Genomic DNA, 12,344 nt, shown 5'->3' on the forward strand with positions numbered 1-12,344 from the left:
GGGCTGAAATGACGGGAAGACTCTTTCCGTTGAGCTGCCGTTTGATTCCATTCATCCCGCAGGCCGGTTTTATTCAGACAGCAAAAAGGCCCGATTAACGGGCCTTTCTTAATACCACACTGGGGCAATTACATCTTACGGAAAACCAGGGAACCGTTGGTTCCACCAAATCCGAAAGAGTTGCACAGCGAATATTGCATGTCTTTAACCTGACGCGCTTCATGTGGCACAAAGTCCAGATCACAACCGTCATCCGGATTGTCCAGATTCAGAGTCGGAGGAACGGCCTGATCACGCAGTGCCAGTAAAGTGAAGATAGACTCTACCGCACCCGCCGCGCCGAGCAGATGTCCGGTCATTGATTTGGTTGAACTGACCAGCACTTTATGCGCATCAGCACCAAATACCGATTTAACGGCTTGCGCTTCGGCTTTATCACCGGCGGCTGTCGAAGTACCGTGTGCATTGATGTAACCGATTTGCGAGGCAGAAATGCCTGCGTCACGCAGCGCATTTTCCATCGCCAGCGCGGCACCTGCACCATCTTCAGGTGGAGATGTCATATGGAAGGCATCGCTGCTCATCCCAAAGCCGACAATTTCTGCGTAAATTTTTGCACCGCGTTTACGGGCATGTTCGTACTCTTCCAGAACCATAATCCCGGCACCGTCACCCAGTACGAAACCATCACGATCTTTATCCCACGGACGGCTTGCCGCCTGCGGATTGTCATTGCGCGTGGATAACGCGCGTGCTGCACCGAAACCACCGACACCCAGCGGAGTGCTGGCTTTTTCTGCGCCGCCAGCTAACATCACGTCAGCATCGTTATAGGCAATAATACGTGCTGCGTGACCAATATTATGCACACCAGAAGTACAGGCAGTGGCAATAGAAATACTCGGACCACGCAACCCGAACATGATACTCAGATGACCTGCAATCATGTTGACGATAGTTGATGGAACGAAGAAAGGACTAATTTTGCGAGGTCCGCCGTTAACCAATGAGGTATGGTTTTCTTCAATCAGACCAAGTCCGCCGATGCCAGAACCGATCGCCGCACCAATGCGTGTCGCGTTCTCAGCAGTCACTTCAAGCCCGGAGTCTTGCATCGCCTGAATACCGGCAGTAATACCATACTGAATAAAGGCATCCATCTTGCGGGAATCTTTGCGCGGGATGAAGTCTTCACAGTTAAAATCTTTTACTAAGCCAGCAAAACGCGTTGCGTAGGCACTAGTATCAAAATGGTCGATTAGGCTGATGCCACTCTGACCGGCAAGGAGAGCGTTCCAAGTGGACTCTACAGTATTGCCGACAGGAGACAGCATGCCCAGTCCAGTCACTACAACTCGACGCTTAGACACGTGTGTCCTCCAGGGAGGGAAAAAAGTAGTAATACCGTGGGATATAAAAAACTTAGGCGGTCAAATGACCGCCTAACTATCTAAACTTAAAGCATGTACGCTTACTGTTGGCTAGCGTTGATAAAATCAATTGCTGCCTGAACAGTAGTGATTTTTTCAGCTTCTTCGTCAGGGATCTCGGTATCAAACTCTTCTTCCAGAGCCATAACCAGCTCAACGGTGTCGAGAGAATCAGCGCCAAGGTCGTCTACGAAAGATGCAGCATTCACTACTTCTTCCTGTTTAACACCCAGCTGTTCAACGATGATTTTCTTAACGCGTTCTTCGATAGTGCTCATACTCTTAAATTTCCTATCAAAACTCGCTTTCGCGATGGTTTTCGTAGTGTATAAAATGTTGAAAAAGATGCAACTAAATCCAGGCTGGTCAAACCACGAATTTGCTCTATTTTGCGGTTTTTACCGCAAAAAACGCAAATAATTTCGTAATTTTTAAATCATGTACATGCCGCCATTGACATGTAATGTTTCACCCGTGATGTAGCCGGCCTCGTCAGAGGCTAAAAAAGCAACGGCGCTGGCAATTTCTTTTGCATCGCCCAACCGGTTGGCTGGAACTGATGACAAAATGCCTGCGCGTTGATCATCTGTCAACGCCCTTGTCATATCCGTCTCAATAAAGCCGGGAGCGACGACGTTGACAGTAATGCCACGTGAAGCGACTTCACGTGCCAAAGACTTACTAAAACCGATCAAGCCAGCTTTAGCCGCCGCGTAGTTCGCCTGCCCTGCGTTACCCATGGTGCCAACAACGGAACCAATTGTAATAATCCGTCCACACCGTTTCTTCATCATAGCCCGCATGACAGCTTTTGACAGCCGAAACACTGAAGTCAGATTAGTATCCAGGATGTCCTGCCACTCATCATCCTTCATACGCATGAGAAGGTTATCACGGGTAATGCCGGCATTATTAACTAAAATATCAATTTCGCCAAATTCAGCTCGAATAGTCGCCAATACTTGCTCAATAGATGCAGAATCAACCACATTGAGCATAATACCTTTGCCATTTTCGCCTAAATATTCGCTGATCGCTTCAGCACCTTTCTCGCTGGTCGCTGTACCGATCACTTTCGCGCCGCCTGCTACCAGTTTTTCTGCAATAGCGCGGCCAATACCACGACTGGCACCAGTAACAAGTGCAATTTTGCCTTCAAAGGTCATACTCATCCTCTTATTACTGCTCTAACGCCGCTGTCAGGCTTGCCGTGTCATTCACTGCGGCCGCCGTCAGGGTATCAACAATACGTTTAGTCAGACCGGTCAGAACTTTACCCGGCCCCACTTCTAAAAGCTGCTCAACGCCCTGTGCTGCGATAAATTCGACAGACTCAGTCCAGCGCACCGGGCTGTACAGCTGGCGTACCAGCGCACTGCGGATGGCTTCAGGGGACGTTTCGATTTTCACATCAACATTGTTCACTACAGAATACTGAGGTGCGCTGAATGTGACGTTTTCCAGTGCAACAGCCAGTTTATCCGCAGCAGGCTTCATCAGCGCACAATGCGATGGCACGCTGACTGGCAAAGGCAGAGCACGTTTTGCTCCCGCTTCTTTACAGGCCGCACCGGCACGTTCTACGGCTTCTTTGTTACCCGCGATCACAACCTGACCTGGCGAGTTAAAGTTAACCGGAGAAACAACCTGTCCCTGAGCAGACTCTTCACAGGCTTTAGCAATCGCGTCGTTATCCAGACCGATAATAGCGTACATCGCGCCAGTACCCGCCGGAACAGCTTCCTGCATCAGTTTGCCGCGCAATTCAACCAGGGAAATCGCCTGTTTGAAATCCAGCACGCCAGCACAAACCAGAGCAGAGTATTCGCCCAGGCTGTGACCTGCCATCAGAGCTGGCTGAGTGCCATTCTGTTGCTGCCAAACACGCCAGATAGCGACCGAAGCGGCCAGCAATGCAGGTTGTGTCTGCCAGGTTTTATTCAGTTCTTCAGCAGGTCCCTGTTGCACCAGCTGCCACAAATCATACCCCAGCGCCGAAGAAGCTTCGGCAAATGTTTCTTCAACCACCGGATGCGCAGCGGCTAAATCAGCCAGCATACCGAGCGTCTGAGAACCCTGACCAGGGAAAACAACTGCAATTTTTGTCATTTTTATCTTCCTGTTAAATCAGAAACGTACCAGCGCCGAGCCCCAGGTAAAGCCACCGCCAAATGCTTCGAGCAACACTAATTGCCCGCGCTGAATTCTGCCATCACGCACTGCTTCGTCAAACGCTGCAGGCACAGAAGCCGCAGAGGTATTGCCATGACGATCGAGCGTAACCACGACTTTATCCATACCCATCCCTAACTTTTTCGCTGTCGCACTGATAATGCGCAGATTCGCCTGATGCGGAACCAGCCAGTCGAGTGCAGAACGGTCAAGATTATTCGCGGTCAGGGTTTCATCAACAATGTGCGCCAGTTCAGTCACAGCAACTTTGAAGACTTCATTCCCGGCCATGGTGACATAAACAGGTTTTTCCGGCTCTGACTGGCTTGGGTATGCCAGCGTCAGCAGGTTACCGTAATGACCATCGGCATGCATATGCGTAGAAATGATGCCCTGCTCTTCGGATGCGCCCAGCAAGACTGCGCCCGCGCCATCACCAAAGAGAATAACGGTGCCACGATCTTCAGGATCAAGTTTGCGTGACAACACATCAGAGCCGATCACCAGCGCATATTTCACTGCGCCGTTTTTGATGTACTGATCGGCAACGCTCAGTGCATAGGTAAACCCGGCACAAGCCGCGGCCAGATCGAACGCTGCGGAATCCTTGATGCCCAGCATATTCTGCACCTGGCAGGCTGAACTCGGGAATGCATGTGAAGATGAGGTTGTTGCAACAATGATCAAACCCACGTCGCTTGCGCTGACGCCGGCCATTTCGAGTGCTTTTTCTGCTGCGTGCAGGCCCATTGTGGCCACAGTCTCATCCGGTGCAGCGATACGACGTTCACGAATACCTGTGCGGGTGACAATCCACTCGTCGGAGGTATCCACCATTTTTTCTAAGTCGGCATTAGTCCGAACTTGCACGGGCAAATAGCTCCCCGTACCGAGAATCTTTGTATACATGTACGATCAGTCACTCTTGGGTAATACAGCTTCAAGGCGCGCGGCAATCCGCTGAGGGACCTGCCGCTGCACCGCCTGCACAGCCTGTTCGATAGCAACAGCAAACGCACGCTGGTTTGCTCCGCCGTGGCTTTTAATAACGATGCCCCGTAATCCTAACAAACATGCGCCATTATACTGGTCGGGGTTGAGATGGCTAAAACGCTTTAGCAATTTCTTCTGTACTATCCGGCCTAACCATTTCAGCCACCAGGCTTTCTTGCCACCCTCGCCGGAGGACTTTAACAGTGACAAAAACATCCTTATAACGCCTTCCATGGTCTTGAGCGTAACATTGCCAACGAAGCCGTCACACACCATCACATCTGTCTTACCGGTCAGAAGGTCATTGCCTTCAAGATAGCCGATATAGTTGATAGCCGTGGTTTTTTTTAAAACAGCTGCGGCTTCGCGGATGTTATCGAGCCCTTTGCTTTCTTCTTCACCGATGTTCAGTAAGGCGACGCGAGGGTGAGTAATCCCCACCACCTGCTCCGCCATGACTGCGCCCATCACGGCAAACTGGACCAGCATTGTGCTGTCACACTCAACGTTCGCCCCCAGATCGAGTACCACGGTTTTACTGCGTTGCTGATTGGGCAATACGCTCATCAGCGCCGGGCGCTCAATGCCATCCAGAGGCTTTACAACCATTTTGGCTAATCCCATCAGAGCGCCGGTGTTTCCGGCACTGACGCACGCCTGTGCATCCCCAGTTTTGATCAGTTCCAACGCCACACGCATTGAGCTTCCTTTACTGGCACGTATAGCTTGCGACGCGCGCATGTCGCTGGCTATAACTGATTCAGCAGGAATTATCCGAATTCGTTCTGTTAAAGAAGGATCGGCTTTGGCTAAGAAAGGTGTGATTGCGTCGGGATCGCCGACCAGAAGAAGGTCTAATTCAGAATTAGAGATCAGTGCCTGCAATGAAGCAGGCACTGTGACGGAAGGACCGAAATCTCCGCCCATTACATCTAACGCGATGGTTAGACGAGTCAAGGTATCGCCTTGCCAGCACTTATCACGTGAATAAGTTGCAGGCAATTATCAGCCGATTACCTTGCGACCGCGGTAGAAACCGTCGGCAGTGATGTGGTGACGCAGGTGAGTTTCACCAGAAGTCTTGTCCACAGACAGAGTGGAAGTGGTCAGAGCGTCATGTGAACGACGCATGCCACGTTTAGAACGGGTTGGTTTATTCTGTTGTACGGCCATGGACCTTACTCCTTAAGTACTTTTCTTTAAACTCGCTAATACGGCAAATGGATTAGGTTTCTCCGCCTCTTCAGGCAGTTTGCCAAATACCATGTCCGCTTCGGACACTTCACAGTGTTCAGATTCATGTACCGGAACGACAGGCAGTGAAAGAATAATTTCGTCTTCAATCATTGCCACCAAATCGACTTCGCCAAAATCATCGACTTCGATCGGTTCGTACGCTTCCGGTAATGCCTCAGCCTGTTCATCATTTTGGACAGGGCTAAAACAATATGTTGTGTGAACCTGATGTTCAAACGTCTTACCGCATCTCTGGCATTCCAGAGTTACAGCAACATCGGAGTGGCCGGTAATCACAGCCAGGCGCTGATTGTCGATATCAAACGACAATGAGGTTTGTATATCAGAATCCACACTGACCACTGATTGGGCAACACGCGTAACCTGATCTGCAGTATAGACACCTGTATAGTCTAAACGCTTCTGGGCAGTGCGGACCGCATCAAGGGTCATGGGTAATTTTACTTTTTGCATAGGGCGCGCATATTAACTTTGTAACGACAGAGAGTCAAAGAAAAAGGCCTCAAAACCGCACCTTTCACCAATATTCGCTTCCGCAGCGGCCAACAGTTTAAAATGTGCGATTCAATAACGCTACGCTTTGTGAAAAAAAATTATGATTATGCCTTCACCAGATTTACTTTTAGCTTCAACCTCGGTGTACCGAAAAGCGTTGCTGGAGAAAACCGGCCTGACTTTTACCTGCGCGGCACCCAATATCGACGAGACACCTGCCCCCGGTGAAAGCCCGGCAGACCTTGTACAGCGCCTGGCATTTTCGAAAGCCCGCGCACTCGCCACATCCTATCCCCGGCATCTGATTATTGGCTCTGATCAGGTTTGTGTGATTGATGAAAAGATCACCGGAAAGCCACACACTTTCGATAATGGGTTCAGACAACTCCAGGCAGCCAGTGGCAAAACGGTCACGTTTTATACCGGCCTGAGCTTATATAATAGTGAGACGCAAACAGCGCAGACGTTATGCGAAACGTTTGACGTCACTTTCCGGCCATTAACCGCTGAAGAAATTACCGGATATTTGCATCGTGAAGAGCCCTATGATTGCGCGGGCAGTTTTAAATGCGAAGGACTGGGGATCACGCTTTTCGACAGTCTGACAGGGCGCGATCCGAATACGCTTATCGGCCTGCCTCTCATTGCCCTGCTCGCCTTGCTGCGCGAACACGGCATCAATCCGCTGATTTAGATCTGCTCGCATATCAACATTAAAAACAGGCATAAAAAAAGGCGCAATCTCTGCGCCTCTTGAGTGACTCATACTCTGATTTCTTAACGGGCTGTAGCTTTACCGCGCAAGATTTTCAGGCAGTTACGCAGTTTGGCATCCATAGGAGCCTCAATACGCATAGTTTCACCGGTAGCCGGATGTTCAAAACGCAGCGCAGCCGCATGCAGGAAAAGACGGTTCAGGCCTGTTCCTGACAGTTTTGCATCGAAATCACGTTCACCATAACGATCATCAAAGGCAATCGGATGACCGGCGTGCAGTGCATGCACACGGATTTGGTGCGTTCTGCCCGTCACCGGACTGGCTTTAACCAGGGTCGCAAATTCGTAACGCTCTTCAATTTTGAAGCGCGTTTCAGAAGGTTTACCTTCCGCATTCACCCTGACAACACGCTCACCGCTTTGCAGAATATTTTTCAGCAACGGAGCCTGCACCACTTTGCAATGTGAAGGCCATTCGCCGCGCACCAAAGCAAGATAATCCTTCTGCATACTTTTAATACGCAGTTGCTCATGCAGGGATCGCAGGGCGGAACGCTTCTTAGCGATCAGCAAAACGCCGGAAGTATCGCGGTCAAGACGGTGAACAAGCTCCAGGAAGCGTGCCTCCGGGCGCAAAGCTCGCATGCCTTCAATCACCCCAAAGCTCAGCCCGCTGCCACCATGCACGGCAGTACCGGACGGTTTGTTCAGGATCAGCAGATGATCGTCTTCATATAAGATGCAATCGGCTAAAGCGGCAACTTTATCCAGTTTCGCGGAAACCGGTGCTTCATCCCGCTCAGCCACACGGACAGGCGGTACCCGCACTTCATCACCTGCAATTAATTTGTATTCAGGCTTAATTCTTTTCTTGTTAACCCGCACCTCTCCCTTACGCACGATGCGGTAGATCATGCTCTTCGGCACGCCCTTCAGGATTTTAAGTAAGAAGTTGTCGATGCGCTGACCGGCTTCATCTTCGGAGATGGGGATTAATTGTACAGTTGGATTCTCAGTTTTCATGGCTCGCGATTCTAAATATCCGGCACGGTTCGCGCCACTGATTTTTATGTGCTTAACTCTTACTTTACCAGTAACTGCCGAGGAAAACCCTTCTACACCCCCTGTTTTTACAGAAAGCGAAAGTTCAGACAATGCGGCGCATCTCTCATTGAGGTAAATATCTTACCCGCATGGGAAAAGTCACCTTGCTATCACAGTGCCTGCAATGGAATAATGAAACTACTTTCGGCGTTGTTTCTCTTAAGTTAGGGAAAACGCAGGAATTATAGATTTGCCTGATCGCACAAAAACGCAGCAATGGCGTAAGACGTAATGTGAAATCAAGCAATTAGCGGGCTGCGGGTTGCAGCTTGGCCGGCATACGGAATGAGATCTGTTAACCTAAATTCAGAAGCTATTCCCCTAATAAAAGTGCTGCTTTCATAACGCTGGTGCCTTTAATACAGCAAAAGCAGACTTACCGAAATAATGCGCCCCTATGCAAGCGACAGCCGTGAGGTTGACGATTTGCGAGAAGACTCGGGGCCAACGGTTTATCCGGTCATGAGGTCATTTTGCCCGCAGCTCTGTCAATAATGGAATAATAATGAGTAAGTTAAGATGAAAAGAATGTTGATTAACGCGACTCAGCAAGAAGAGTTGCGCGTTGCCCTTGTAGATGGACAGCGGCTGTATGATTTGGATATTGAAAGTCCGGGCCATGAGCAGAAAAAAGCGAACATTTACAAAGGTAAAATCACCCGCATTGAACCTAGTCTGGAAGCGGCATTCGTAGATTACGGCGCAGAACGACATGGTTTCCTCCCTCTGAAAGAAATTTCCCGTGAATATTTCCCTAGCAACTATTCTTCCCACGGCCGCCCAAACATCAAAGATGTTTTGCGCGAAGGTCAGGAAGTTATCGTTCAGGTTGATAAAGAAGAACGTGGAAATAAAGGCGCAGCACTGACGACGTTTATCAGTCTGGCCGGTAGTTATCTGGTTCTGATGCCGAACAATCCACGCGCCGGGGGTATTTCCCGCCGGATTGAAGGCGATGACCGTACTGAGCTGAAAGAAGCGCTGTCTTCTCTGCAATTACCTGATGGCATGGGTCTGATTGTGCGTACTGCCGGTGTTGGCAAATCCGCAGAAGCCCTGCAATGGGACCTGACTTTCCGTCTCAAACATTGGGATGCTATCAAGAAAGCGGCTGAAGGCCGTCCTGCTCCGTTCCTGATCCATCAGGAAAGTAATGTTATCGTTCGTGCGTTCCGTGACTACCTGCGTCCGGATATCGGCGAAATCCTTATCGATAACCCGAAAATCCTCGATCTGGCAAAAGAGCATATCGCCGCTCTGGGACGTCCTGACTTCAGCAGCAAAATTAAACCGTACGTCGGTGAAATTCCGCTGTTCAGTCACTACCAGATCGAATCGCAAATCGAATCCGCTTTCCAGCGTGAAGTGCGTCTGCCTTCCGGTGGCTCGATTGTTATCGACAGCACCGAAGCGCTGACCGCTATCGATATCAACTCCGCACGTGCAACACGCGGCGGCGATATCGAAGAGACAGCCTTTAATACCAACCTTGAAGCGGCAGACGAAATTGCCCGCCAGTTACGCCTGCGTGACCTGGGTGGTCTGATCGTTATCGACTTTATCGATATGACGCCAGTTCGCCACCAGCGTGAAGTGGAAAACCGTCTGCGTGATGCCGTTCGTCAGGACCGCGCCCGTATCCAAATTGGTCGCATTTCCCGTTTCGGTTTACTGGAAATGTCGCGTCAGCGCCTGAGCCCGTCACTGGGTGAATCAACGCACCATATCTGCCCACGTTGCGCAGGTACCGGTACCGTCCGTGACAACGAATCTCTGTCACTGTCGATTCTGCGTCTGATTGAAGAAGAAGCGCTGAAAGAAAACACCAAAGAAGTGCATGCTATCGTTCCGGTGCCAATCGCTTCTTACCTGCTGAACGAAAAACGTGAATCGGTGAATGCTATCGAAAAACGTCAGGGTGGCGTGCGTGCTGTGATCGTGCCTAACGATCAAATGCAAACTCCGCATTACCACGTTCTGCGCGTTCGTAAAGGTGAAGAAATCTCTGCACTGAGCTACCTGTTGCCACAGATCCACGAAGCCGAAATGCTGCAACCTTCCGAAGAGTTGCCGGCTGAACGTCGTCGTCCTGAGCAACCGGCTCTGGCTGCTTTTGCGCTGCAAAGCGAAGCGCCGCCTTCCAGCTTTGAGCAGACCCCTGCAACTGAAGAACCTGTCAAAACACGAACTGCCACAGTGAATGTTCCGCCAGCTCCTGTTGCTGAGAAACCAGGTTTCGTAAGCCGTCTGCTGAGCGGACTGAAAAACATGTTTGCTCCGGAGCCACAACAGGAAGTTAAACCTGTTGAAGCGCCAAAAGAGACTCAGGAAGCGACTGAAACTGAAAATCGTCGCAACAACGAACGCCGCAATCAACGTCGTCAGGGCGGACGCCGTGACCGCAATGGTGAACGTGGTGAGCGCAATGACCGCGGTAATCGTGGTGAACGTGGCGAAGGCCGTGACAACAATCGTGATAATCGTGGTGAAGGCCGTGATAACCGCGAAAATAATCGCGAGCAACGTGACGATCAGCGTCGTGGCCGTCGTAATCAGGAACCGGTTGTTACTGAAACGCGTAATGAAGAAGTTGAAACTGCCGCTCGTGAAGAACAGCAGCAACAACCTCGTCGCGAACGTTCCCGTCGCCGCTCTGAAGACAAACGTAAACCGCAAACTGAAGAGAAAATTCAGGATGCAGTTGCTGTTGAGCAAGTTGCAGCTCCGGTTGTTACTGAAGAAACTGAGCAGGAAGATCGTCAGCCAGCACAGCGCCGTCAGCGTCGCCAGCTGAATCAGAAAATTCGCTTCGAATCTGAAGAAGTGGATCATGAAGAAGAAGCTGCGGCCCAGATGCTGATCACCGGCACTCGCCCGGCAGCGCCAGCAGTCGTTGCGCAGGAATCTTCTGATGCCGAACCAGCAAACGCTGTGGACAGCGAAGACAATCAGAATGACAACGCCCGTGAAAACGGTATGCCACGTCGTTCACGTCGTTCGCCGCGTCATCTGCGTGTCAGCGGTCAGCGTCGTCGTCGTTACCGCGATGAGCGATACCCGACTCAGTCACCAATGCCAATGGCAGGTGCGTTCGTTTCTCCGGAAATGGCGTCAGGTAAAGTTTGGATCACCTATCCGGTGGCCCAGTCTTCTGAGTATCAGCCGTCTGAATATCAGTCATCTGAAAACCAGAGCGCTGAAGCAGAAGCACCTGAAGTGCTGACCCAGCAGATTGAGATTGCACAGGCAAATACGCCGGTCATTTCTGAAACTGCAGAAGTTGCACCTCAGCCTGTCGCTGAAGCCGCACAGCAAGAAGCGCCTGCAGATGCAGCTCAGCCTGTTGCTGACGAACCTGTACTGGTTGAACCTGCAACCGCTGAACCTGTTGAAGAAACACCTGTTGTCGAAGTGGCGCCAGAAGCCCATGAGCCAGCGGTTGTTGAGCCAACAGCTGTGCTGGCTGAACCTGAACTCCAGGCACCTGCGCCAGTCGCAGAATCTGAAGTGAAAGTTGAAGAGAAACCAGAACCGGTTGCACAGGTGAAACCTGCTATGGAAACGGCGCCTGTTGTTCAAGCTCCGGCAGTGACTGAAGCCGCGGTTGTTGCACCTCGCTTTAAGCATTTCGCGACAGCACCTATGACGAAAGCACCAGCACCAAGCTATGTGCCTGAGCCAACGCGAAACAGTGACTGGGTTCGCCCTGAGTTCAACTTTGATGGTAAAGGTTCTGCCGGTGGGCATGCTGCAGTAACTACTGCAACGGCACCTGCCACTAAGCCGGAGATGCCAACAGAGTAATTCTGCTGTGCTGAGACTGTCTCAATAATAAAAAACCCGCCTCGGCGGGTTTTTTTATAAGTAACTGACCTGACTGACGAAAATCAGGCCAGACTTTTCAGACGGCGGATCGTCAGTTCCTCAAGCTTCCCTTCCAGGCTTTTAGCGAAATGCTGGAAATGCTCGGTTTTATTATGTTGGTTTAACGCATCTTCTGATGCCCAACGCTCGTAGAAAACAAAAGTGCCGTCGGTATCCAGATCCTGGTGGAGCTCATACTGCAGGCACCCTAGTTCCTGGCGGCTTGGTTCAATTACGTCAAGCAATGCTTCTGTCACTTTCGCTCTGAATTCTCTTTTCGCGACGATTGTGGCAACAACTCTGATTTCCATA

12 protein-coding genes are annotated in these 12,344 nt (G+C 50.7%); 2 read left to right on the forward strand and 10 right to left on the reverse strand.

Going from position 1 to position 12,344, the window contains the following annotated elements; genetic code table 11:
• Positions 1–128: 128 nt before the first annotated feature.
• The 8 genes from fabF to yceD form a co-directional block, all read right to left on the reverse strand.
• Positions 129–1,370, reverse strand: coding sequence for a beta-ketoacyl-ACP synthase II (gene fabF, locus D5398_RS01845; RefSeq protein WP_120506099.1), 1,242 nt, complete (start codon positions 1,368–1,370; stop codon positions 129–131).
• 101 nt (positions 1,371–1,471) lie between these two features.
• On the reverse strand, positions 1,472–1,708 hold the full coding sequence (gene acpP / locus D5398_RS01850) for an acyl carrier protein (RefSeq protein WP_015690190.1): 237 nt from the start codon (positions 1,706–1,708) through the stop codon (positions 1,472–1,474).
• Between the two features lie 153 nt (positions 1,709–1,861).
• Positions 1,862–2,596 (reverse strand): 3-oxoacyl-ACP reductase FabG, encoded by a 735-nt coding sequence (gene fabG, locus D5398_RS01855; RefSeq protein ID WP_112291135.1) that lies wholly within the window; start codon positions 2,594–2,596, stop codon positions 1,862–1,864.
• A 13-nt stretch (positions 2,597–2,609) separates the two neighbouring features.
• Positions 2,610–3,539 carry an ACP S-malonyltransferase gene (gene fabD / locus D5398_RS01860; RefSeq protein ID WP_120506100.1) on the reverse strand — a complete coding sequence of 310 codons (930 nt, stop codon included), beginning with the start codon at positions 3,537–3,539 and terminating at the stop codon, positions 2,610–2,612.
• 18 nt (positions 3,540–3,557) lie between these two features.
• A complete protein-coding gene (locus D5398_RS01865) occupies positions 3,558–4,511 on the reverse strand; it encodes a beta-ketoacyl-ACP synthase III (protein WP_120134642.1) in 954 nt (317 codons plus the stop codon).
• 6 nt (positions 4,512–4,517) lie between these two features.
• A complete protein-coding gene (gene plsX, locus D5398_RS01870; protein ID WP_120506101.1) occupies positions 4,518–5,552 on the reverse strand; it encodes a phosphate acyltransferase PlsX in 1,035 nt (344 codons plus the stop codon).
• Between the two features lie 48 nt (positions 5,553–5,600).
• Entirely contained in the window at positions 5,601–5,768 is a 168-nt protein-coding gene (gene rpmF, locus D5398_RS01875; RefSeq protein WP_013576249.1) for a 50S ribosomal protein L32, read from the reverse strand.
• Positions 5,769–5,780: 12 nt separating this feature from the next.
• On the reverse strand, positions 5,781–6,305 hold the full coding sequence (gene yceD / locus D5398_RS01880; RefSeq protein WP_120506102.1) for a 23S rRNA accumulation protein YceD: 525 nt from the start codon (positions 6,303–6,305) through the stop codon (positions 5,781–5,783).
• Between the two features lie 142 nt (positions 6,306–6,447).
• Between yceD and D5398_RS01885 the strand changes: the two genes are divergently transcribed.
• Positions 6,448–7,041 carry a Maf family protein gene (locus tag D5398_RS01885; protein ID WP_120506103.1) on the forward strand — a complete coding sequence of 198 codons (594 nt, stop codon included), beginning with the start codon at positions 6,448–6,450 and terminating at the stop codon, positions 7,039–7,041.
• An 83-nt stretch (positions 7,042–7,124) separates the two neighbouring features.
• Here the strand turns inward: D5398_RS01885 and rluC are convergent, their stop codons facing one another.
• Positions 7,125–8,087 carry a 23S rRNA pseudouridine(955/2504/2580) synthase RluC gene (gene rluC / locus D5398_RS01890; protein WP_120506104.1) on the reverse strand — a complete coding sequence of 321 codons (963 nt, stop codon included), beginning with the start codon at positions 8,085–8,087 and terminating at the stop codon, positions 7,125–7,127.
• Positions 8,088–8,687: 600 nt separating this feature from the next.
• Here rluC and rne point away from each other — a divergent pair.
• The gene (gene rne / locus D5398_RS01900) at positions 8,688–11,972 is read left to right on the forward strand and encodes a ribonuclease E (RefSeq protein ID WP_120506105.1); all 3,285 of its coding nucleotides are present in this window, start codon (positions 8,688–8,690) and stop codon (positions 11,970–11,972) included.
• Between the two features lie 83 nt (positions 11,973–12,055).
• On the opposite strand, the gene D5398_RS01905 is transcribed toward rne, so the two are convergent.
• Complete coding sequence (locus tag D5398_RS01905; RefSeq protein ID WP_120506106.1) at positions 12,056–12,343, reverse strand: putative quinol monooxygenase; 288 nt, start codon at positions 12,341–12,343, stop codon at positions 12,056–12,058.
• Between the last annotated feature and the right edge of the window lies 1 nt (position 12,344).

The organism is Rahnella bruchi (assembly GCF_003614975.1).
In the GTDB taxonomy this organism is placed as follows: domain Bacteria; phylum Pseudomonadota; class Gammaproteobacteria; order Enterobacterales; family Enterobacteriaceae; genus Rahnella; species Rahnella bruchi.

What these genes read in the sequence shown, in the direction of transcription:
- rpmF (WP_013576249.1), bottom strand. Translation starts at nt 5,768, where the DNA reads ATGGCCGTACAACAGAATAAACCAACCCGTTCTAAACGTGGCATGCGT.
- D5398_RS01905 (WP_120506106.1), bottom strand. Translation starts at nt 12,343, where the DNA reads ATGGAAATCAGAGTTGTTGCCACAATCGTCGCGAAAAGAGAATTCAGA.
- acpP (WP_015690190.1), bottom strand. Translation starts at nt 1,708, where the DNA reads ATGAGCACTATCGAAGAACGCGTTAAGAAAATCATCGTTGAACAGCTG.
- D5398_RS01885 (WP_120506103.1), top strand. Translation starts at nt 6,448, where the DNA reads ATGATTATGCCTTCACCAGATTTACTTTTAGCTTCAACCTCGGTGTAC.
- fabG (WP_112291135.1), bottom strand. Translation starts at nt 2,596, where the DNA reads ATGACCTTTGAAGGCAAAATTGCACTTGTTACTGGTGCCAGTCGTGGT.
- rne (WP_120506105.1), top strand. Translation starts at nt 8,688, where the DNA reads ATGAAAAGAATGTTGATTAACGCGACTCAGCAAGAAGAGTTGCGCGTT.
- rluC (WP_120506104.1), bottom strand. Translation starts at nt 8,087, where the DNA reads ATGAAAACTGAGAATCCAACTGTACAATTAATCCCCATCTCCGAAGAT.
- fabD (WP_120506100.1), bottom strand. Translation starts at nt 3,539, where the DNA reads ATGACAAAAATTGCAGTTGTTTTCCCTGGTCAGGGTTCTCAGACGCTC.
- D5398_RS01865 (WP_120134642.1), bottom strand. Translation starts at nt 4,511, where the DNA reads ATGTATACAAAGATTCTCGGTACGGGGAGCTATTTGCCCGTGCAAGTT.
- yceD (WP_120506102.1), bottom strand. Translation starts at nt 6,305, where the DNA reads ATGCAAAAAGTAAAATTACCCATGACCCTTGATGCGGTCCGCACTGCC.